This is a genomic window from Escherichia sp. KTE172 (genome assembly GCF_000408845.1).
Classification (GTDB): Bacteria; Pseudomonadota; Gammaproteobacteria; order Enterobacterales; family Enterobacteriaceae; genus Escherichia; species Escherichia coli.
The window spans coordinates 4,050,153-4,070,278 of record NZ_KE137316.1 but is presented as its reverse complement, the minus strand read 5'-3'; the positions used below and the strand labels follow the sequence as shown (position 1 = coordinate 4,070,278).

Annotated in this window: 16 protein-coding genes and 2 tRNA genes; 10 read left to right on the top strand and 8 right to left on the bottom strand. The window is 52.4% G+C overall.

Annotated elements, in window-relative coordinates; all coding sequences use genetic code 11:
* The first annotated feature begins 4 nt into the window (after positions 1–4).
* From tssH to G434_RS05060, 6 genes are all read left to right on the top strand, one after another.
* A complete protein-coding gene (gene tssH / locus G434_RS05035) occupies positions 5–2,737 on the top strand; it encodes a type VI secretion system ATPase TssH (protein ID WP_000614302.1) in 2,733 nt (910 codons plus the stop codon).
* Positions 2,734–3,477, top strand: coding sequence for a type VI secretion system-associated protein VasI (gene vasI / locus G434_RS05040; protein ID WP_000088845.1), 744 nt, complete (start codon positions 2,734–2,736; stop codon positions 3,475–3,477). Before tssH ends, vasI begins: the two co-directional genes overlap by 4 nt.
* Positions 3,478–3,481: 4 nt before the next feature.
* Complete coding sequence (gene tssA / locus G434_RS05045; protein WP_001306815.1) at positions 3,482–4,924, top strand: type VI secretion system protein TssA; 1,443 nt, start codon at positions 3,482–3,484, stop codon at positions 4,922–4,924.
* Positions 4,925–5,033: 109 nt separating this feature from the next.
* Positions 5,034–8,471 carry a type VI secretion system membrane subunit TssM gene (gene tssM / locus G434_RS05050; protein WP_122134675.1) on the top strand — a complete coding sequence of 1,146 codons (3,438 nt, stop codon included), beginning with the start codon at positions 5,034–5,036 and terminating at the stop codon, positions 8,469–8,471.
* A 10-nt stretch (positions 8,472–8,481) separates the two neighbouring features.
* Positions 8,482–9,840, top strand: coding sequence for a VasL domain-containing protein (locus G434_RS05055; protein WP_000073803.1), 1,359 nt, complete (start codon positions 8,482–8,484; stop codon positions 9,838–9,840).
* Positions 9,841–9,857: 17 nt separating this feature from the next.
* Positions 9,858–10,337 carry an Hcp family type VI secretion system effector gene (locus tag G434_RS05060; protein ID WP_000013179.1) on the top strand — a complete coding sequence of 160 codons (480 nt, stop codon included), beginning with the start codon at positions 9,858–9,860 and terminating at the stop codon, positions 10,335–10,337.
* Between the two features lie 339 nt (positions 10,338–10,676).
* Here the strand turns inward: G434_RS05060 and G434_RS05065 are convergent, their stop codons facing one another.
* The 3 genes from G434_RS05065 to dnaQ all read right to left on the bottom strand — a co-directional run bounded on the left by G434_RS05065 (position 10,677) and on the right by dnaQ (position 12,729).
* Entirely contained in the window at positions 10,677–11,462 is a 786-nt protein-coding gene (locus G434_RS05065) for a lipoprotein YafT (RefSeq protein ID WP_001086160.1), read from the bottom strand.
* A gap of 326 nt (positions 11,463–11,788) precedes the next feature.
* A tRNA-Asp gene (locus G434_RS05070) sits at positions 11,789–11,865 on the bottom strand.
* A 132-nt stretch (positions 11,866–11,997) separates the two neighbouring features.
* On the bottom strand, positions 11,998–12,729 hold the full coding sequence (gene dnaQ, locus G434_RS05075) for a DNA polymerase III subunit epsilon (RefSeq protein WP_001308374.1): 732 nt from the start codon (positions 12,727–12,729) through the stop codon (positions 11,998–12,000).
* Between the two features lie 64 nt (positions 12,730–12,793).
* Here dnaQ and rnhA point away from each other — a divergent pair, with 64 nt between their 5' ends.
* Positions 12,794–13,261 carry a ribonuclease HI gene (rnhA, locus tag G434_RS05080; protein WP_000917883.1) on the top strand — a complete coding sequence of 156 codons (468 nt, stop codon included), beginning with the start codon at positions 12,794–12,796 and terminating at the stop codon, positions 13,259–13,261.
* On the opposite strand, the gene G434_RS05085 is transcribed toward rnhA, so the two are convergent.
* Entirely contained in the window at positions 13,258–13,980 is a 723-nt protein-coding gene (locus G434_RS05085; RefSeq protein ID WP_001308373.1) for a class I SAM-dependent methyltransferase, read from the bottom strand. The two genes, rnhA and G434_RS05085, sit on opposite strands and share 4 nt — an antisense overlap.
* 33 nt (positions 13,981–14,013) lie before the next feature.
* Between G434_RS05085 and gloB the strand changes: the two genes are divergently transcribed.
* Together gloB and mltD are read left to right on the top strand one after the other, a co-directional pair.
* Entirely contained in the window at positions 14,014–14,769 is a 756-nt protein-coding gene (gene gloB / locus G434_RS05090) for a hydroxyacylglutathione hydrolase (RefSeq protein WP_001052736.1), read from the top strand.
* A 71-nt stretch (positions 14,770–14,840) separates the two neighbouring features.
* Positions 14,841–16,199 (top strand): murein transglycosylase D, encoded by a 1,359-nt coding sequence (gene mltD / locus G434_RS05095; protein ID WP_000644685.1) that lies wholly within the window; start codon positions 14,841–14,843, stop codon positions 16,197–16,199.
* 47 nt (positions 16,200–16,246) lie between these two features.
* Here the strand turns inward: mltD and G434_RS05100 are convergent, their stop codons facing one another.
* The gene (locus G434_RS05100) at positions 16,247–17,017 is read right to left on the bottom strand and encodes a class I SAM-dependent methyltransferase (protein WP_000211713.1); all 771 of its coding nucleotides are present in this window, start codon (positions 17,015–17,017) and stop codon (positions 16,247–16,249) included.
* A 76-nt stretch (positions 17,018–17,093) separates the two neighbouring features.
* Positions 17,094–17,894: an endonuclease/exonuclease/phosphatase family protein gene (locus G434_RS05105; protein ID WP_001230983.1), complete on the bottom strand. Its 801-nt coding sequence runs from the start codon at positions 17,892–17,894 to the stop codon at positions 17,094–17,096.
* 240 nt (positions 17,895–18,134) lie between these two features.
* On the opposite strand from G434_RS05105, the gene yafC reads away from it, so the two are divergent.
* Positions 18,135–19,049 carry a DNA-binding transcriptional regulator YafC gene (gene yafC, locus G434_RS05110; RefSeq protein ID WP_000648591.1) on the top strand — a complete coding sequence of 305 codons (915 nt, stop codon included), beginning with the start codon at positions 18,135–18,137 and terminating at the stop codon, positions 19,047–19,049.
* Here yafC and dkgB read toward each other — a convergent pair.
* The gene (gene dkgB / locus G434_RS05115; protein WP_000997023.1) at positions 19,046–19,849 is read right to left on the bottom strand and encodes a 2,5-didehydrogluconate reductase DkgB; all 804 of its coding nucleotides are present in this window, start codon (positions 19,847–19,849) and stop codon (positions 19,046–19,048) included. The two genes, yafC and dkgB, sit on opposite strands and share 4 nt — an antisense overlap.
* A 162-nt stretch (positions 19,850–20,011) precedes the next feature.
* Positions 20,012–20,088: transfer RNA gene (locus G434_RS05120), tRNA-Asp, on the bottom strand.
* Positions 20,089–20,126 lie beyond the last annotated feature (38 nt).

The window sequence follows — 20,126 nt, the reverse complement described above, 5'->3', positions numbered from 1 at the left end:
TCTTATGATCCAGATTGATTTAGCCACGCTGGTAAAGCGGCTTAACCCCTTTGCAAAACAGGCGCTGGAAATGGCTGCCTCGGAGTGTATGAGCCAGCAGGCCAGTGAGATCACCGTTGCCCATATGCTGTTGCAGATGCTGGTTATCCCGCGCAGCGACGTAAGGGTGATTGCCGAACGCACAGGCATCAGTGCGGAGGATTTACGCCAGGCGCTGACCGTGGAGAGTTATCCCGGCGGACGTTCCGCCGAAGGCTATCCCAGCTTCTCCCCGATGCTGATCGAATGGCTCAAGGAGTCATGGCTGCTGGCCTCAGCCCAGATGCAGCACAGCGAACTGCGCAGCGGCGTCCTGCTGCTTACTCTGCTGCATTCACCGCTGCGCTATATTCCACCCGCTGCTGCCCGTCTGCTGACGGCCATAAACCGTGACCAGTTACAGCAGGATTTCACCGCATGGACAAAAGAATCCGCCGAATCCGTGGATCTGGCTGGTGGGCAAGCGTTCCGTGCAACAGAAACCGGCGACACCCTGCTTGCCCGCTATGCCAAAAATATGACCGAAGACGCCCGTAACGGAAAACTCGATCCGGTACTGTGCCGCGACCACGAAATCGATTTGATGATCGACATTCTCTGCCGCCGTCGTAAAAATAACCCGGTGGTAGTGGGCGAAGCGGGCGTGGGCAAAAGCGCACTGATTGAAGGGCTGGCGCTGCGCATCGTGGCAGGCCAGGTGCCGGACAAGCTGAAAAACACCGATATCATGACCCTTGACCTGGGCGCATTGCAGGCCGGAGCGTCGGTGAAGGGCGAATTCGAAAAACGTTTCAAAGGGCTGATGGCGGAGGTCATTTCCTCCCCGGTGCCGATCATTCTGTTTATCGACGAAGCGCATACCCTGATTGGCGCGGGCAACCAGCAGGGCGGGCTGGATATCTCCAACCTGCTCAAACCGGCGCTGGCGCGTGGCGAACTGAAAACCATCGCCGCCACAACCTGGAGCGAATACAAAAAATACTTCGAAAAAGACGCTGCCTTATCGCGCCGCTTCCAGTTAGTTAAGGTCAGCGAACCTAACGCTGCCGAAGCGACGATTATTCTGCGTGGCCTGTCGGCGGTCTATGAACAGTCTCACGGTGTGCTGATTGACGATGAGGCCTTACAAGCCGCAGCAACACTGAGCGAGCGTTATCTCTCCGGACGTCAGTTGCCGGACAAAGCGATTGATGTGCTGGACACCGCCTGCGCCCGCGTGGCAATCAACCTTTCTTCGCCGCCGAAACAGATTTCGGCGCTGGCCACGTTAAGCCAGCAGCAGGAGACGGAAATCCGCCAGCTTGAGCGCGAAAGGCGTATCGGGCTGCGTACCGATACCGCCCGGATGACGGAAGTGCTGGTGCAGTACGATGAAACACTGACGGCGCTGGATGAACTGGAAGCCGCCTGGCACCAGCAACAGGCGCTGGTACAGGAGATTATTACGCTACGCCAGCAGTTACTGGGCGTTGCAGAGGACACAGATGCCGTAGTGGATACGCCGCCAGAGTCAGAACAGGATAATACTGGTGCCATACCGGCTGATGAAGCTGGCAGCGTACAGCCGGAAGAGACCGCTGAAACAGTTTCCCCGGTACAGCGGCTGGCACAGCTTACTGCCGAACTGGACGCCCTGCATAACGATCGGTTGCTGGTCTCTCCGCATGTCGATAAAAAACAGATTGCGGCGGTAATTGCCGAATGGACTGGTGTTCCGCTTAACCGCCTGTCGCAGAATGAAATGTCGGTCATCACCGACCTGCCGAAGTGGCTTGGTGACACCATCAAAGGCCAGGACCTGGCGATTGCCAGCCTGCATAAACACCTGCTGACCGCACGCGCCGACCTGCGCCGTCCGGGACGCCCGCTTGGCGCGTTTCTGCTGGCTGGTCCCAGTGGCGTGGGTAAAACCGAAACCGTCCTGCAACTGGCAGAGCTGCTCTACGGCGGTCGCCAGTACCTGACCACCATCAATATGTCCGAGTTCCAGGAGAAGCACACCGTCTCGCGGCTGATTGGTTCCCCTCCGGGCTATGTCGGCTATGGCGAAGGCGGCGTGCTGACTGAGGCCATCCGCCAGAAACCCTACTCGGTGGTACTTCTCGATGAAGTGGAAAAAGCGCACCCGGATGTGCTCAACCTGTTCTACCAGGCGTTTGACAAGGGCGAGATGGCGGACGGCGAGGGCCGCCTGATTGACTGTAAAAACATCGTCTTCTTCCTCACCTCCAACCTCGGCTATCAGGTGATTGTCGAACACGCCGATGACCCGGAAACCATGCAGGAAGCCCTGTATCCGGTGCTGGCAGACTTCTTTAAACCCGCCCTGCTGGCGCGTATGGAAGTGGTGCCATACCTGCCGCTGTCGAAAGCGACGCTCGCTACCATTATTGCCGGGAAACTGGCCCGCCTGGATAACGTGCTGCGCAGCCGCTTTGGTGCGGACGTGATTATTGAACCGGAAGTGACGGACGAAATCATGAGCCGCGTCACCCGCGCGGAAAACGGCGCGAGGATGCTCGAATCGGTCATTGACGGCGACATGCTGCCGCCGCTCTCGCTGCTGCTGTTGCAGAAAATGGCGGCTAACACGGCGATTGCCCGGATTCGCCTGTCGGTGGCAGACGGTGCATTCACAGCAGACGTGGAAGATGTTCTGAACGACGAGTCCGTCACAGAGGATGAAACGGTTTTATGAGCAGGTTGCGCGTTTTCCTGCAGACAGGATGGTTTATCGCGGGCCTGATGGCGGGCTTACCCGCCAGTGCCGCGCCCGCAGAAACATCGTCAATGGCCGGTGTGGCGGTAGCCGCTGCAACAGCGACACCTTCGGATGCGGCAGCCACGTTACAGTCCATGCGGTCCTGTCGGCGGGAGCCTGCGGCGCTGGAGCGGCTTGACTGTTATGACCGCATTCTTTCGCCAGAGCAGCCAGCCTTTGGTGGGGCTGCACTGGTGAAAGCCCGTTACCAGGGCGAAGCCTGGACCCGCGCCACAGAGCAGGAAAAACGCCGCCAGGGCAATACCACAGGGCTGCTGGTGACGCAGGTGCCGGGTGAACGCCCGACGGTAGTGATAACCACCCCGGCTATCGGCCATGTTCCGCCGCGCCCGGTGCTGATGTTCAGTTGCGTGGACAATATCACCCGGATGCAGGTGGCGCTGATGCACCCTCTGGATGTCCATGATATCGCCGTCACCCTGAATGCCGACAGCCGGGCATTACGCAGCCACTGGTTTGTGCGCGAGAACGGCACCCTGCTGGAGTCCAGCCGGGGGTTATCCGGTATCGATGAAATTAAGCAACTGTTCGGCGCAAAAACGCTGACGGTGGATACCGGCACAGACAACGCCGCCGGAAAGCTGACCTTTAACATTGACGGGCTGGCACGGGTTATTGCGCCGCTACGCGACGCCTGCCACTGGGCGGGAGAATAAGAATATGGCAATGGACTTACGTAATCCCGATGTATGGCTTGCACACCTGCTGGAAAACCTGCCGGAAGATAAGCTGTCCGCCGCGCTTGATGATGGCAATGCAGACTGGGAGTTTGTCGACAGCGAAATCGTCAAGCTCGGTTCACTGGCGCACAGCCAGCTTGATATCCCGGAACTTCAGCGCCGGGGCCTGATGCTTCTGGCCTCAGAAACCAAAGATTTTCGCCTGCTGGCCCACCTGCTGCGTACCCTGCAACATGCCGGTGATATTCTGCTGGCCTCCAGGATGCTGGCACAATATACAGAACACTACTGGACATGCGCCGCACCGCAGAACATGGCCCACAAAAAACGCTTTGCCGCCCAGGTGATAAAACGCTTTGAGTCTGCCGTTCAGGACTTTGCCGGGAATGCTGCGACAATACAGCGCGATGCTTTGCTGGGAGAGCTGGCAAAACTGGCACAGTGCTGGCAGGCGCACAACGCTCCTGAGCTGGCTAAGGCGACAGACGATTTATTTGCCCTGTTTCAGCGCGCGTTTCGTGATGTAGCGCCTGAAATGCCATCATCTGCACGAACCGCCGCCATTGCGCCGCAGGCCACAGCCGGATCTGTACCGGATATGTCACCGCACACGGTTGCCGCTCAGCCTCCTGTTGCAGCCACTCCAATCCCGCAGGTCACTGTTGACAGCCACGACGATAAAGCATGGCGCGACACCCTGCTGAAGGTGGCCGCCATTCTCTGTGAGCGCCAGCCGGAGTCACCGCAGGGTTACCGACTGCGCCGCCATGCTCTGTGGCAGACCATCACCAGTACCCCGCAGGCAGAAAGCGATGGCCGGACCCCACTGGCAGCCTTCCCTGTCGATATGATGGATGATTACCTGGCGCGGCTGAACAATGCCGACATGGCGCTGTGGCAGCAGGTGGAAAAAAGCCTGCTGCTGGCCCCGTACTGGCTGGACGGTCATTACCTCTCAGCACAGACCGCGCTGCGCCTCGGTTATAAACAGGTGGCGGATGCTATCCGTGATGAAGTTACCGGTTTTCTGGCCCGCCTGCCCGCACTGATCAACCTGTTGTTTAACGACCGCACTCCGTTTGTGTCCGAACAGACGAAACAGTGGCTGGCATCATCCGGCTCAGTCAACCAGACCGCCCCGGTTGTACAGACCGATGAAGAATTACAGGCGGCCAGGGCGTGCTTCGATGAAAACGGGCTGGAAGCCGCGCTGCGGTACCTGGAAAACCTGCCCGAAGGTGATCCCCGCCACCAGTTTCACCGCCAGTTTTTCGGCGCGCAGTTACTGGAAGAGGCCGGTATGGTTCAGCTTGCACAACAGCAGTACCGGATACTCTTCAGAACAGGATTACACATGATGCTGTCCGAATGGGAACCGTCCCTGCTGGAAGCACTGGAACAAAAATTCACGGCAGAACAGTAAAAGATAACAAGGAGTTACCGTGTTCAGATTTCCGACATCCCGACTGTTCAGCACGCTGAGATCTGCTCTCAGGCCAGCGATGCCGCGATTCAGGGTATCCGCCGCCTGGCTGCTGGCGCTGGCATGGATTTTTCTGCTGGTGTGGATCTGGTGGCAAGGTCCGAAATGGACGCTCTATGAGCAGCACTGGCTGGCTCCTCTAACAAACCGCTGGCTGGCGACCGCCGTCTGGGGGCTTATCGCTCTGATCTGGCTCACCTGGCGGGTAATGAAGCGTCTGCAAAAGCTGGAAAAACAGCAGAAACAGCAGCGGGAGGAAGAAAAAGATCCGTTGACCGTGGAACTCCACCGCCAGCAGCAATATCTGGATCACTGGCTGCTGCGCCTGCGCCGCCATCTGGATAACCGCCGTTATCTGTGGCAGTTGCCGTGGTATATGGTCATTGGTCCTGCGGGTAGCGGTAAAAGCGCTCTGCTGCGCGAGGGCTTTCCATCTGACATTATTTACACGCCGGAAAGCATCCGGGGTACGGAATACCATCCGCTGATCACACCGCGAGTGGGCAACCAAGCGGTGATTTTCGATGTTGACGGCGTACTGACCTCGCCCGGCGGGGATGATCTGCTCCACCGCCGCCTGCGCGAACACTGGCTGGGCTGGCTGATGCAAACGCGCGCGCGCCAGCCGCTCAACGGCCTGATCCTGACGCTCGATCTTCCCGATCTGCTGACGGCGGATAAATCCCGCCGTGAGACACTGGTACAAAATTTGCGCCAGCAACTTCAGGAGATCCGCCAGAGTCTGCACTGCCGTCTGCCCGTTTACGTGGTGCTGACACGGCTGGATCTGCTGACCGGCTTTGCCGCGCTGTTCCATTCACTGGATAAAAAAGACCGCGATGCGATCCTCGGCGTCACGTTTACCCGCCGCGCCCATGAAAGTGACGACTGGCGCAGCGAACTGGGGGCTTTCTGGCAGACGTGGGTACAACAGGTGAACCTGGCGCTGTCGGATCTGATGCTCGCACAAACCGGTGCTGCTCCCCGCAGCGCCGTGTTCAGCTTCTCCCGTCAGATGCAGGGAACAGGAGAAATCGTCACCGCACTGCTCGCCGCATTGCTGGACGGTGAGAACATGGATGTAATGCTGCGTGGCGTCTGGCTCACATCATCGCTACAGCGTGGCCAGGTGGATGATATTTTCACGCAGTCCGCCGCCCGCCAGTACGGGCTGGGTAACAGCTCGCTGGCAACCTGGCCTCTGGTGGAGACGACGCCGTATTTTACTCGCCGCCTCTTCCCTGAAGTCCTGCTGGCTGAGCCGAACCTGGCGGGTGAAAACAGCGTCTGGCTGAACAGCTCCCGGCGCAGGCTGACCGCCTTTTCCGCCTGTGGCGCGGCGCTGGCGGCATTGCTGGTCGGAAGCTGGCACCATTATTACAATCAGAACTGGCAGTCCGGCGTTAACGTACTGGCACAGGCTAAAGCCTTTATGGACGTACCACCACCGCAAGGAACGGATGAATTCGGCAATCTGCAACTGTCGTTGCTTAATCCGGTACGCGATGCCACCCTGGCCTATGGCGATTACCGCGATCGCGGTTTTCTGGCGGATATGGGATTGTACCAGGGCGTCCGCGTAGGGCCGTATGTGGAGCAAACCTACATTCAGCTTCTTGAGCAGCGTTATCTCCCCTCGTTAATGAACGGCCTGATCCGGGATCTAAACAATGCCCCGCCAGAGAGCGAAGAAAAGCTCGCCGTGCTGCGCGTACTGCGCATGATGGAAGACAAAAGTGGGCGCAACAACGAGGCGGTAAAACAGTACATGGCGCGGCGCTGGAGCAATGAATTTCACGGCCAGCGCGATATTCAGGCGCAACTGATGGCGCATCTGGACTATGCGCTGGAGCACACCGACTGGCACGCGCAGCGCCAGAGCGGTGACAGCGATGCTGTCAGCCGCTGGACCCCCTATGATAAACCGGTCATTAATGCGCAGCAGGAACTGAGCAAGCTGCCCATATACCAGCGTGTCTACCAGACCCTGCGCACCAAAGCATTAAGCGTGTTGCCCGCCGATTTGAATTTGCGCGACCAGGTTGGTCCCACCTTCGACAACGTGTTCGTCGCCGGTAATGATGAAAAACTGGTGATCCCGCAGTTCCTCACCCGCTATGGACTGCAAAGCTATTTTGTCAAACAGCGTGAGGGCCTCGTTGAGCTGACCGCGCTGGATTCGTGGGTACTGAACCTGACGCAAAGCGTCGCCTACAGCGAGGCCGACCGTGAAGAGATCCAGCGCCATATCACCGAACAGTACATCAGTGACTATACCGCCACCTGGCGTGCCGGAATGGATAACCTCAACGTCCGTGACTATGAGGCCATGTCGGCGCTGACCGACGCGCTGGAGCAGATTATCAGCGGCGATCAGCCATTCCAGCGTGCGCTGACGGCGCTGCGCGATAATACCCACGCGCTGACGCTCTCCGGCAAACTGGATGATAAGGCGAGGGAAGCGGCAATAAATGAGATGGATTACCGCCTGTTATCCCGGCTGGGGCATGAGTTCGCACCGGAAAACAGCGCACTGGAGGAGCAAAAGGACAAGGCGAGTACGCTACAGGCCGTGTACCAGCAACTGACCGAGCTGCACCGTTACCTGCTGGCGATCCAGAACTCGCCAGTGCCGGGGAAATCGGCGCTGAAAGCAGTACAGCTACGTCTGGATCAATACAGCAGCGATCCAATCTTCGCTACCCGCCAGATGGCAAAAACTCTCCCTGCACCGCTTAACCGCTGGGTAGGTAAGCTCGCGGATCAGGCCTGGCATGTGGTGATGGTGGAAGCCGTTCGTTACATGGAAGTGGACTGGCGCGACAATGTAGTGAAACCCTTCAACGAGCAGCTTGCCGATAACTATCCGTTTAATCCGCGCGCCACACAGGATGCCTCACTGGATTCGTTTGAACGTTTCTTTAAACCGGATGGCATTCTGGACAATTTCTACAAGAACAACCTGCGCCTGTTCCTTGAAAACGATCTGACCTTTGGCGACGACGGCAGAGTGTTAATCCGTGAAGATATCCGGCAGCAACTGGATACCGCGCAGAAAATCCGCGACATCTTCTTCAGCCAGCAGAACGGGCTGGGCGCACAGTTTGCCGTGGAAACCGTATCGCTTTCCGGCAATAAGCGGCGCAGCGTACTTAACCTGGACGGCCAGTTAGTGGACTACAGCCAGGGACGCAACTACACCGCCCATCTGGTCTGGCCGAACAACATGCGTGAAGGCAATGAAAGCAAGCTGACGCTGATTGGCACCAGCGGCAGAGCACCGCACAGTATCGCGTTCAGTGGACCGTGGGCGCAGTTCCGCCTGTTCGGCGCGGGCCAGTTGACCAATGTGACCAGTGACACCTTTAACGTGCGCTTTAACGTGGACGGCGGCGCAATGGTTTACCGGGTGCATGTGGATACCGAAGATAACCCGTTCACCGGCGGTCTGTTCAGCCTGTTCCGTTTACCGGATACGTTGTATTAAGGGGATAGTGATGAGCAATTACGCACTGACACAAACTATCGTTACCGGCAGCGATCCGCGCGCCCTGCCGGAGTTCAGCGCCATCCGCGAAGAAATTAACAAAGCTAACCACCCGTCACAGCCGGAGCTGAACTGGAAACTGGTGGAATCGCTGGCGCTGTCGATTTTTAAGGCCAACGGGGTGGATTTGCATACCGCCACCTACTATACGCTGGCGCGTACCCGTAATCAGGGGCTGGCAGGGTTCTGCGAAGGCTCGGAACTGCTGGCTGCGATGATCACCCACGAATGGGATAAATTCTGGCCGCAGGGTGGCCCGGCGCGGACTGAGATGCTGGACTGGTTCAATACCCGCACCGGGAATATTCTGCGCCAGCAGGTGTCCTTTTCCGAAAATGATCTGCCGTTGCTCTACCGCACGGAACGGGCTTTACAGCTTATTTGCGACAAACTCCAGCAGGTGGAACTGAAGCGCCAGCCGCGCGTGGAAAACCTGCTTTATTTTGTGCAGAACACACGCAAGCGGTTTGAGCCGCAGCCCGGAAACCGTACTGATACGGCGGCACAGACCACGGTCCGGACGCTGGTCTATGCGCCGGAAAGCACGGCTTCCACCACAGCGGAAGCCGTGCCTCCCCTGCCCGACCTGCCGGAAATGCGGGTGGAGGTGCGCGGTGTGGCAAATAACGCCGACAACGTTAGACAGGGCAGCACGGTAAAAGGTTTTGTTGCCGGTGCCGCCTGTACTGCCGTTATCGCGGCAGTACTCTGGTGGTGGCAGGCGTATCCGATACAACGGCAGCTTACGCAAGTCAGGGATACCGCACAGGGAGCCGCCACCGCCTGGTTGGCCTCCCCGGTACTGAAAGAATATGAACAGTACCTGCAACAGCTTCTGGATGCCCCGCCACTACAGCCGCTGGAAACCGGAATGCAGATGATGCGCACCGCAGACACCCTCTGGCCGGAAAGCCTGCAACAGCAGGAAGCCAGCAGGATGTGGAGCAACACGCTGAGAAACCGGGCGCAAGCCAGTCCGCAGATGAAGGGCTGGCAACAGGCGCGGCAGAATTTGCGGGACTTTGCGGATCTGATGATGAAAAAGGAGACGGAGAAACAGGGTTTCACCCTCTCGTATATCAAGACGGTGACCTGGCAGGCCGAACGGTTACTGAATCAGGAAACACCGCTGGAGTACCTGCTGACACAGTACCAGGAGACACGCGCACGGAAGCAGGACACACAGGCGCTGGAAAAAGAGATCAACGAACGGCTGGACGGGCTGTTAAGCCGCTGGCTACTGCTGAAAAATACCGGACAGGATATGGCAACGGATACCAGAACCGAACCTGTCCATCCGACTCATTGAGGTTAAGGAGAATAACAATGGCAAATCCCGTCTATCTGACACTAAACGGAGAACTCCAGGGACTGATTTCATCCGGATGCTCGTCAATGCCGTCCATCGGTAACAAGGCCCAGATTGCACATCAGGATCAGATCATGGTGATGTCACTGTCCCATGGGCTGAGTCGCGCACAGAACGTCAATCACCAGGAACTGACTATCACGAAACCGGTGGACAAATCCTCCCCCCTTCTGGGCAAGGCCATTTCGGAGAATGAATGTCTGACCTGTGATTTTGTCTTCTATCGCACCAACCGTTTTGGTATTAATGAGCCGTACTACAAGCTGAAACTGACTAATGCCCGGATCTCAAACATCGGCCTTACCGTTCCCCATACCATTAACGACAGCCCAGGGCAGCCGGAAGAGTCTGTGTCATTTACCTATGAGAGCATCAACTGGGAGCACATCGTCGCCGGAACCAGTGCGTACAGTCTGTGGAGTGAACGGATTTTCTAAGTTACCTGGGAGTCTTTCATCTGCATTATTGTTATATTTTAAAAAGGCAATTTAACATTATAGGATAAAATGACAAAGTACGGTTAATCACGAATAAAAATTCTTAATTAACCGTACCTGCTGTTTTATAGATGTATGTGATGTATTTTTGACAGTTCAACCGAAAACTCGAACTACAGCTTATATGTTGAGAGGACAACAAATAACTTGAGGAAAATTTTTACTACTCCTAAAAAATATATGTAAAATTAATTAGCAGACTTGTTCCATAGTGTAAAACAGAAAAGAAAAATGCTCTTTCCTGCTAAGTACCACTAAAACGTCTGGTATAAAACCTCACTACTGATATCGATTCACCAGGTCTTTAACCACTGCTGCGTACGTTTTCTGCTTAAGTTGTGAAATCTGCTGTTCTGCCACATCAAGGCTGTCAGAATTTTTATTCCCTATCTGCGGAAAAATCAGTTTCGATTCATAATTCACAGGCGACCAGGTAGCCCACTCACCTGTAGCCACATCCACCAGCGTGAATCGAACCAAATAACGCAGTGACATCGTGTCAGTCAATTTTTGATTTTTATAATCTGTCCAAACTATTGATTTTAATCCAGAGTCATATTTTCCTGTCTGCAACGTATCCTGGAAAACAATAATTGCTTTCTGATGGCCTTTTGCTGCAACAAAACGCAATGCCTGCATCCAGTTCATATTTTCGGCATCTACAATATCTAGGCTTTCATCTTTGTTTTTGTCTTTATTACAGGTTAAAGTTTTTTGCCTGTCAGGAATGCCAGAAAATGTGGCAACTGTATAATATTTTCTCATCTCCTCCTGCATAATGGTTTCCGGTGCGCGACTACCAGACTGAACAAGTATTACAGGAGAACTGAGGGGCACACGAAACTCATCTCCTTCAAGCGCAGCTTGAATATCCTCCTCGGATACAGCCAGAGTGGTTTCATTACCGAATAAATCTTTGTCTGTCAGTTGCGGGGGAGTGTTTTTATTAATATTACTTTGTGTAACTTGAGCTTTTTTCTTTTTTTCATCAATAGGAGATTCAGAGGCACATCCTGCAAGCAGCGAGAATAACACACATATGCAACAAACCTTTTTTGAATTCATAATCGGACACTCCCTCGCCTGTCATGATGATTAGAATATTTAGTACTGATAACGGACTCTAATTATATACCCCACTTAAATAATAACAAACAAAATCAATATGAAATATACATTCATTTAATCAATATAAAATCATTCTCAGAAAATATATTTAAGCTGAATGGTTCGATATCATTATTGAATTTTAATAAATGAGACAACAAGCGAGAATCACGCACTTACGCCAGAGTAAAATCATTGAACAGAGAAATAGCGGGATTTAAATGCAAAAAAACCGCAAAATTAAAAATCTCGCGGTTCTCTGAACTCATTTTCATGAGTGAATTTGGCGGAACGGACGGGACTCGAACCCGCGACCCCCTGCGTGACAGGCAGGTATTCTAACCGACTGAACTACCGCTCCGCGTTGTGTTCCGTTGGGAACGAGGCGAATATTACGGATTGCCTCACCCTTCGTCAACGGTTTTTCTCATCTTTTGAATCGTTTGCTGCAAAAATCGCCCAAGTCGCTATTTTTAGCGCCTTTTACAGGTATTTATGCCCGCCAGAGGCAGCTTCCGCCCTTTTTCTGCACCAGATCGAGACGGGCTTCATGTGCCGCAAGCTCTTCATCTGTCGCAAAAACAACGCGTAACTTACTTGCCTGACGCACAATGCGCTGAATTGTTGTTTCACCTTGTTGCTGTTGTGTCTCTCCTTCCATCGCAAAAGCCATCGACGTTTGACCACCAGTCATCGCCAGATAAACTTCCGCAAGGATCTGGGCATCGAGTAATGCCCCGTGCAACGTTCGTTTACTGTTATCTATTTCGTAGCGGGCACATAACGCATCGAGGCTGTTGCGCTTACCGGGAAACATTTTCCTCGCCACCGCAAGGCTATCGGTGACCTTACAGAAGGTATTGGTCTTCGGAATATCGCGCTTAAGCAACGAAAACTCGTAGTCCATAAAGCCGATATCGAACGCTGCGTTATGGATCACCAACTCCGCGCCGCGAATATAGTCCATGAACTCATCGGCTACTTCGGCAAACGTGGGCTTATCGAGCAAAAATTCATCGGCAATACCATGTACGCCAAAGGCTTCCGGATCCACCAGCCGATCGGGTTTGAGATAAACATGGAAGTTATTGCCCGTCAGGCGACGGTTCACCACTTCAACGGCACCAATCTCAATGATCTTGTGGCCTTCATAGTGCGCGCCAATCTGGTTCATACCGGTGGTTTCGGTATCGAGAACGATCTGGCGTGTAATTGCAGTGCTCATAGCGGTCATTTATGTCAGACTTATCGTTTTACAGTTCGATTCAATTACAGGAAGTCTACCAGAGATGCTTAAACAGGTAGAAATTTTCACCGATGGTTCGTGTCTGGGTAATCCAGGACCTGGGGGTTACGGCGCTATTTTACGCTATCGCGGACGCGAGAAAACCTTTAGCGCAGGCTACACCCGCACCACCAACAACCGTATGGAGTTGATGGCCGCTATTGTCGCGCTGGAGGCGTTAAAAGAACATTGCGAAGTCATTTTGAGTACCGACAGCCAGTATGTCCGCCAGGGTATCACCCAGTGGATCCATAACTGGAAAAAACGTGGCTGGAAAACCGCAGACAAAAAACCAGTAAAAAATGTCGATCTCTGGCAACGTCTTGATGCTGCGCTGGGGCAGCATCAAATCAAATGGGAATGGGTTAAAGGCCATGCCGGTCATCCAGAAAACGAACGTTGCGATGAACTGGCTCGTGCCGCAGCGATGAATCCCACACTGGAAGATACGGGCTATCAAGTCGAAGTTTAAGCCTGTGGTTTACGACATTGCCGGGTGGCTCCAACCGCCTGGCGAATTCGTGGCTTGTTTTTACTCTGTTTCATCGGATTTAGCGTTAAAGGAATAGTCCGTTTCCGGGCGACAATAAGTTGTAAGCAACCAAGCGCAGGAATATGCGCATTCAATAGTTTTCCACCGTGTTTGTTCCACGGGAGAACGTGGAAACGGCTGGCGTGTAGCACTTCAAAATTCAACAAAGAGAGCCAGTCCAGCTGCCGCATCAGAGTAAACATCCGGCTATTATAGGGCGAGGTTTTGCGCAATACCGGCACAAGTTTTCGTAATCCCATTAAACTGATGGGATTGAAGCCACTAATCACCAGCCAGCCATCATCAATCAATACCCGATCGGCTTCACGCAATAAACGATGCGGATCGGTGCACCACGGCAATGTATGTGCCAGTAGACAAACATCAACGGATTTATCGGCAAAAGGAAGATGAAGTGGGTCCGCCTGCACCTGGACGGGCAGTCCTTGCGCAGAAACATTCACTTGATGAGAAACCGCGCACGCTTCGCAATTGATTTCTGCGCTTAAATTGCCAATCTTAAGCAGATGAAAACCATACATTTTAGTGAACCACGGGTTGAGCTGGCGCTCCAGCGCCTTGCGATAAAGCTCTCCCCAGGGCAAATCGCCCCAGCAATCAGGAGCCACGACAGTTTGAGGGACTCTTGCCGGTTTCATCACAACCTTCCGTTTCACACTGAGAGGTAATCTATGAATCTTAACAGTATTCCCGCCTTTGATGACAATTACATCTGGGTTTTGAATGATGAAGCAGGTCGCTGCCTGATTGTCGATCCCGGAGACGCAGAGCCAGTATTAAACGCCATTGCCGCCAATAACTGGCAACCGGAGGCCATATTTCTCACCCACCATCACCACGATCACGTTGGCGGCGTAAAAGAACTGGTGAAAAAGTTTCCGCAAATTGTGGTGTATGGTCCACAAGAGACACAAGATAAGGGAACAACACGGGTAGTCAAAGATGGCGAAATTGCCTTCGTTTTGGGGCATGAATTTAGTGTAATTGCCACACCGGGTCACACTTTAGGACATATCTGTTACTTCAGTAAACCTTATCTATTTTGCGGCGACACGCTGTTTTCTGGTGGGTGTGGTCGGTTGTTTGAAGGGACACCATCACAAATGTATCAATCACTTAAAAAATTAAGTGCGTTACCTGACGATACATTGGTATGTTGTGCTCATGAATATACCTTATCAAATATGAAGTTTGCTTTGAGTATTCTTCCGCACGATTTGTCCATAAATGATTATTATCGTAAAGTTAAGGAGTTACGGGCAAAAAATCAAATAACACTACCCGTAATTCTGAAAAATGAGCGGCAAATTAATGTTTTTTTAAGAACCGAAGATATTGATTTAATTAATGTAATTAATGAAGAAACATTATTGCAACAACCTGAAGAACGTTTTGCATGGTTAAGGTCAAAGAAAGATAGGTTCTGATAAAACTTTCTTGTCATCGGCTCCGTTCGCCGTTATGATCGGTCGTCTTTTAAGCAACTATTGACACACACATGAAGGCAAAAGCGATATTACTCGCCTCTGTCCTGCTCGTGGGTTGCCAGAGTACCGGCAACGTTCAACAGCACGCACAGAGCCTTTCTGCAGCTGGTCAAGGGGAAGCAGCAAAGTTTACAAGTCAGGCACGATGGATGGACGATGGGACGTCTATCGCGCCAGATGGTGACTTGTGGGCTTTCATTGGCGACGAGCTAAAGATGGGAATTCCGGAAAATGACCGGATTCGCGAACAGAAACAGAAATATTTACGCAATAAGAGCTATCTCCACGATGTAACTTTACGGGCAGAGCCGTATATGTACTGGATAGCCGGGCAAGTTAAAAAACGTAACATGCCTATGGAACTGGTACTACTACCCATAGTGGAGAGCGCTTTTGATCCTCACGCAACGTCTGGCGCCAATGCCGCAGGCATCTGGCAGATCATTCCGAGCACGGGGCGCAATTATGGTTTGAAACAGACCCGCAATTATGACGCGCGTCGCGATGTTGTTGCTTCAACAACTGCCGCGCTGAACATGATGCAGCGTCTGAACAAGATGTTTGACGGCGACTGGCTTCTGACCGTAGCGGCTTATAACAGCGGCGAAGGTCGAGTCATGAAGGCAATTAAAACGAACAAAGCGCGTGGGAAATCCACGGACTTCTGGTCGTTACCGTTGCCGCAGGAAACGAAGCAGTACGTGCCTAAAATGCTGGCATTGAGTGATATTCTCAAAAACAGCAAGCGTTATGGCGTACGTCTGCCAACGACCGATGAAAGCCGTGCTCTGGCGCGTGTGCACCTGAGCAGCCCAGTTGAAATGGCGAAGGTTGCAGATATGGCGGGGATTTCCGTCAGCAAGCTGAAGACATTCAACGCTGGCGTGAAAGGCTCCACGCTGGGCGCAAGTGGTCCGCAGTACGTGATGGTGCCAAAGAAGCATGCAGATCAACTGCGTGAATCTCTGGCTTCGGGCGAAATTGCTGCTGTACAGTCGACGCTGGTTGCCGACAATACGCCGCTTAACAGCCGTGTTTACACCGTACGCTCTGGCGACACGCTTTCAAGTATCGCTTCACGTCTCGGCGTTAGCACCAAAGATTTGCAGCAGTGGAACAAACTGCGCGGATCTAAGCTGAAGCCAGGCCAAAGCTTGACGATTGGCGCAGGTAGTAGCGCACAGCGGTTGGCAAACAACAGCGATAGCATTACGTATCGTGTGCGCAAAGGCGATTCGCTTTCAAGCATTGCTAAACGCCACGGCGTGAACATCAAAGATGTGATGCGCTGGAACAGCGATACTGCGAATCTGCAACCAGGCGATAAGCTGACGTTGTTTGTGAAAAACAACAACATGCCAGATTCCTGACAAACCAGATAATAAAAAGGCACCGATTCCCCCGGTGCCTTTTTTATTTATGCTGCTTTATGTGCTTCTACCATGATGATATCACTGGTGAAAGAGCCGTCATTCTGCAAGGCAAAATACGTTCTCACCTCTGTCGATGCGCTCTGTTGGTAAATGCGAATAGCGTCTACTAACGCTTCTGGCGTACGCATTCTCGCGACCCATGAAGAAAATTCCAGAGGTAACTTATCTGTAATTAAATTATCAACTATCAGATTGGCTTCATTGATTAACGTCAACCACTCACCGCTGGTGTAGTTTCGTACGTGAGAGGTATCGCGTAATGCTTCTACCGTCTGTAACCAGATGTCGCGCACTGGATGACCCGGAGACATTACGTCCATCACAATCAGCCTACCGCCGGGTTTCAATACCCGATTCACTTCACGCAGTGCTGCACCAACATCATGCCAGTGATGGGCAGAATAACGGCTGATAACAATATCAAATGCGTTATCGGCAAATGGCAGACTTTCGGCATAACCCTGGCGGGTGGTGATATTTTTCAGTTGCCGGGCTTCGGCAGCTTGTGCCACGACATCCAGCATTTGGGCAGATAAGTCATACGCCACCACCGCGCTCACGTTCTGCGCAGCGACAAAGCTGGCATGCCCTGCTCCGCAGCCCATATCAAGTACACTTGCATCAGGATAATCAGCCAGACGCACCGCCAGGCGCTGTAAATCTCGCCCGGATGCATGTACGGTACTGGTTAAATACTCACTGGCCTGCGAGCTAAACTGCTTTTCAACGTGGTCATGGTGGGATTGTGTTGTCATTGTGCTGTCCTTTTATTGTTTGATTAAAAAGGGCAGCGCCAAACGTTGGTCTGCCCTGTGGCAGACCTGACATACCTTATTTATCAGGCTTGCCGGGACTGAATTCAACGAGTAGCGGATTGTGATCGGAAGCGCGCGTAACCAGTACAGAAGCTTCGCTGACGTTCAGACCACGGTAGAAAACAAAATCGAGCGGGCGGCCAAACGCCCGACGGCGCTGATCATCGGTAAAACGCACCTGGCGCAGCGACATTTCCCGCGCAAAGCGATATAACGCGTTCATCCTTCTACGGCTCCAGGCATTGAAATCTCCCGCCATAATGACCGGGCCGCTGTGGTGAGCTATCTGATCGCCAATAGGAAGTAACTGCTTACTATAGACATCCACGCCCAAACTGAAATTGACGGCGTGTATATTAACCACCATCAACAGGCGGGTGTCAGGCAATGGATAGACCGTCACCAGTGCCGACTTCGCCAGACGCAAAATGGGTTCTCGTTCACGTAACGGGCAGCAATACACTGGATGCGCCGCCGAAAGGGTCATTACACCGGAAGGATGTTGTGGCAGCACGAAAGCGGGTACCTGATCGGCGGCAAGATAGTTAGCGGTCGCAAACTGCACTAACTCTGGCGTTGTCTGCGCTTCCTGCAATAACACCAGATGTGCATCTTTGCCGTAGTTCTTTAATACCGACAACCATTCAGCGCGTTGCTGTTTGTATATGTTCCACACCAGGATCCGAATACGCTCTTCGGTACTTAACGGTTCTCCAGGTGGTAATGCCTGGCCGATGCTCGCAAAAGACCCCGGCGGTAAGATCCTTTCCGCAGGTTGTCCGGCAACATAGCGCATGGCATAGGTGTTTTTTCGCACTTTTGACTTTGAAACCTCTATTACGTCAACCCTTCCGCACTCGGGAGGGTTCTACTGTTATAGGGATTTTAGCTCACTCTTTCAACGAGCAATTGTATATTGTTATGTAAGCAAGTGCTTACACCGGTCAGAAATTTGCTCATGATTGAGAACATTAAATCGGATGACATATCACGCATCCTGATGGTTTAATGACAAATAAATTCAAAATATCTCATCTATTTTGCAACAGGAGCAAAAATGAAAGCCACGTCGGAAGAACTCGCCATTTTTGTTTCGGTCGTCGAAAGCGGCAGCTTTAGCCGGGCAGCGGAACAATTAGGGCAAGCAAACTCAGCGGTAAGCCGGGCGGTGAAAAAGCTGGAGATGAAACTTGGCGTTAGCCTGCTTAATCGGACCACGCGGCAACTTAGCCTGACGGAAGAAGGCGAGCGTTATTTTCGTCGCGTACAGTCAATTTTGCAGGAGATGGCAGCGGCAGAATCAGAAATTATGGAGACGCGTAATACACCGCGTGGACTGTTGCGCATCGATGCCGCAACTCCAGTGGTGCTACACTTTCTGATGCCGTTGATTAAGCCTTTCCGTGAACGCTATCCGGAAGTCACTTTATCACTAGTCTCCTCCGAAACGATTATTAATTTGATCGAAAGAAAAGTGGATGTCGCGATACGCGCCGGTACGTTAACGGATTCCAGCTTACGTGCCAGGCCGTTATTTAACAGTTATCGAAAAATTATAGCCTCCCCCGATTATATTTCCCGCTATGGGAAGCCTGAAACGCTCGACGATTTAAAGCAACATGTTTGCCTGGGATTCACTGAACCCGCTTCCCTCAATACCTGGCCGATAGCCTGTAGCGATGGACAATTACATGAGGTGAAGTACGGTTTGTCATCCAATAGTGGGGAAACACTGAAACAGCTTTGCCTAAGTGGCAACGGGATTGCGTGTTTGTCCGACTACATGATCGACAGAGAAATCGCTCGCGGAGAATTGGTGGAGTTAATGGCAGATAAAGTATTGCCAGTGGAAATGCCATTCAGTGCAGTCTATTACAGCGACCGTGCGGTAAGTACGCGCATCCGGGCTTTTATCGATTTCCTTAGCGAGCATGTAAAAACAGCTCCTGGAGGAGCTGTCAGAGAGGCTTAATCCCATTCAGGAGCCAGACCTTCCGGGCTAACCAGGCGGTCGTTGCAATCCAGTGCGGCGATCGCTTTTTTATCTTTGGCATCAAGCTGTAAATTTTGTGCCTTAAGATTACTTTCCAGGTTTTTACGTTTAGTAGAAGAAGGAATTACTGAGTAACCTTCCCCCATAGCCCATGCCAGAATCACTTGTGCCGGAGTCGCATTGTGTTTAGCTGCGATACGAGCAATAACCTCATCTTTCAGGGCCTTACCATACGCCAGTGTCATATAGGAAGTAATATGGATGCCGTGCTGTTTAGCCCAGGCAACCACTTTACGGTTTTGCAGATAAGGAGAGAGTTCAATCTGGTTAGTAGCGATGTTTTCAGCGCCAACAGCAGCAATCGCCTTTTCCATCAATGGGATCGTGAAGTTGGAAATACCGATCTCACGCGTCAGCCCTTGTTTTTTGGCTTCCAGCAGCGCCTGCATAAACTCTTCAACAGAGACTTCATCGTTTGGTGACGGCCAGTGGATTAGCGTCAGATCAACATAATCGATACGCAATTTTTGCAGGCTCTCTTTCAGACTCGGGATCAATTTGTCTTTGCTGAGATTTTCAATCCAGATTTTAGTGGTGATGTAGAATTCATGACGTGGCACGCCACTTTCTGCAATCGCCTGACCTACTGCGGCTTCGTTATCATAGATTTGTGCGGTATCAATTGCGCGATAACCAAGTTCAAGCGCCGTTTTCACAGATGAAATAACAACGTCGTCTTTCAGACGGAAAGTACCTAAACCAAATGCAGGGATAGCCATAATATACCTCTTTTAATGCTATTTTCGTTAACTGAGGTGATTATGGGCTTCAGACTGTTGCGGAAAAAGAGCGTAAAACGCAGAGGATTTTTGCGATTCTGGCAATAATAGATATCCAGACGAAAAAAAACCTCGAGCGTTAACTCGAGGCTTCTTAATAAGTGGCGGAACGGACGGGACTCGAACCCGCGACCCCCTGCGTGACAGGCAGGTATTCTAACCGACTGAACTACCGCTCCACCGAATTCTTTTACAACCACCGGTTTTATGACCGGCT

Excerpts from the sequence above, each read along its gene's own strand:
- tssH (WP_000614302.1), top strand. The coding sequence starts at position 5 with ATGATCCAGATTGATTTAGCCACGCTGGTAAAGCGGCTTAACCCCTTT.
- vasI (WP_000088845.1), top strand. The coding sequence starts at position 2,734 with ATGAGCAGGTTGCGCGTTTTCCTGCAGACAGGATGGTTTATCGCGGGC.
- tssA (WP_001306815.1), top strand. The coding sequence starts at position 3,482 with ATGGCAATGGACTTACGTAATCCCGATGTATGGCTTGCACACCTGCTG.
- G434_RS05055 (WP_000073803.1), top strand. The coding sequence starts at position 8,482 with ATGAGCAATTACGCACTGACACAAACTATCGTTACCGGCAGCGATCCG.
- G434_RS05060 (WP_000013179.1), top strand. The coding sequence starts at position 9,858 with ATGGCAAATCCCGTCTATCTGACACTAAACGGAGAACTCCAGGGACTG.
- G434_RS05065 (WP_001086160.1), bottom strand. The coding sequence starts at position 11,462 with ATGAATTCAAAAAAGGTTTGTTGCATATGTGTGTTATTCTCGCTGCTT.
- dnaQ (WP_001308374.1), bottom strand. The coding sequence starts at position 12,729 with ATGAGCACTGCAATTACACGCCAGATCGTTCTCGATACCGAAACCACC.
- rnhA (WP_000917883.1), top strand. The coding sequence starts at position 12,794 with ATGCTTAAACAGGTAGAAATTTTCACCGATGGTTCGTGTCTGGGTAAT.
- G434_RS05085 (WP_001308373.1), bottom strand. The coding sequence starts at position 13,980 with ATGAAACCGGCAAGAGTCCCTCAAACTGTCGTGGCTCCTGATTGCTGG.
- gloB (WP_001052736.1), top strand. The coding sequence starts at position 14,014 with ATGAATCTTAACAGTATTCCCGCCTTTGATGACAATTACATCTGGGTT.
- mltD (WP_000644685.1), top strand. The coding sequence starts at position 14,841 with ATGAAGGCAAAAGCGATATTACTCGCCTCTGTCCTGCTCGTGGGTTGC.
- G434_RS05100 (WP_000211713.1), bottom strand. The coding sequence starts at position 17,017 with ATGACAACACAATCCCACCATGACCACGTTGAAAAGCAGTTTAGCTCG.
- yafC (WP_000648591.1), top strand. The coding sequence starts at position 18,135 with ATGAAAGCCACGTCGGAAGAACTCGCCATTTTTGTTTCGGTCGTCGAA.
- dkgB (WP_000997023.1), bottom strand. The coding sequence starts at position 19,849 with ATGGCTATCCCTGCATTTGGTTTAGGTACTTTCCGTCTGAAAGACGAC.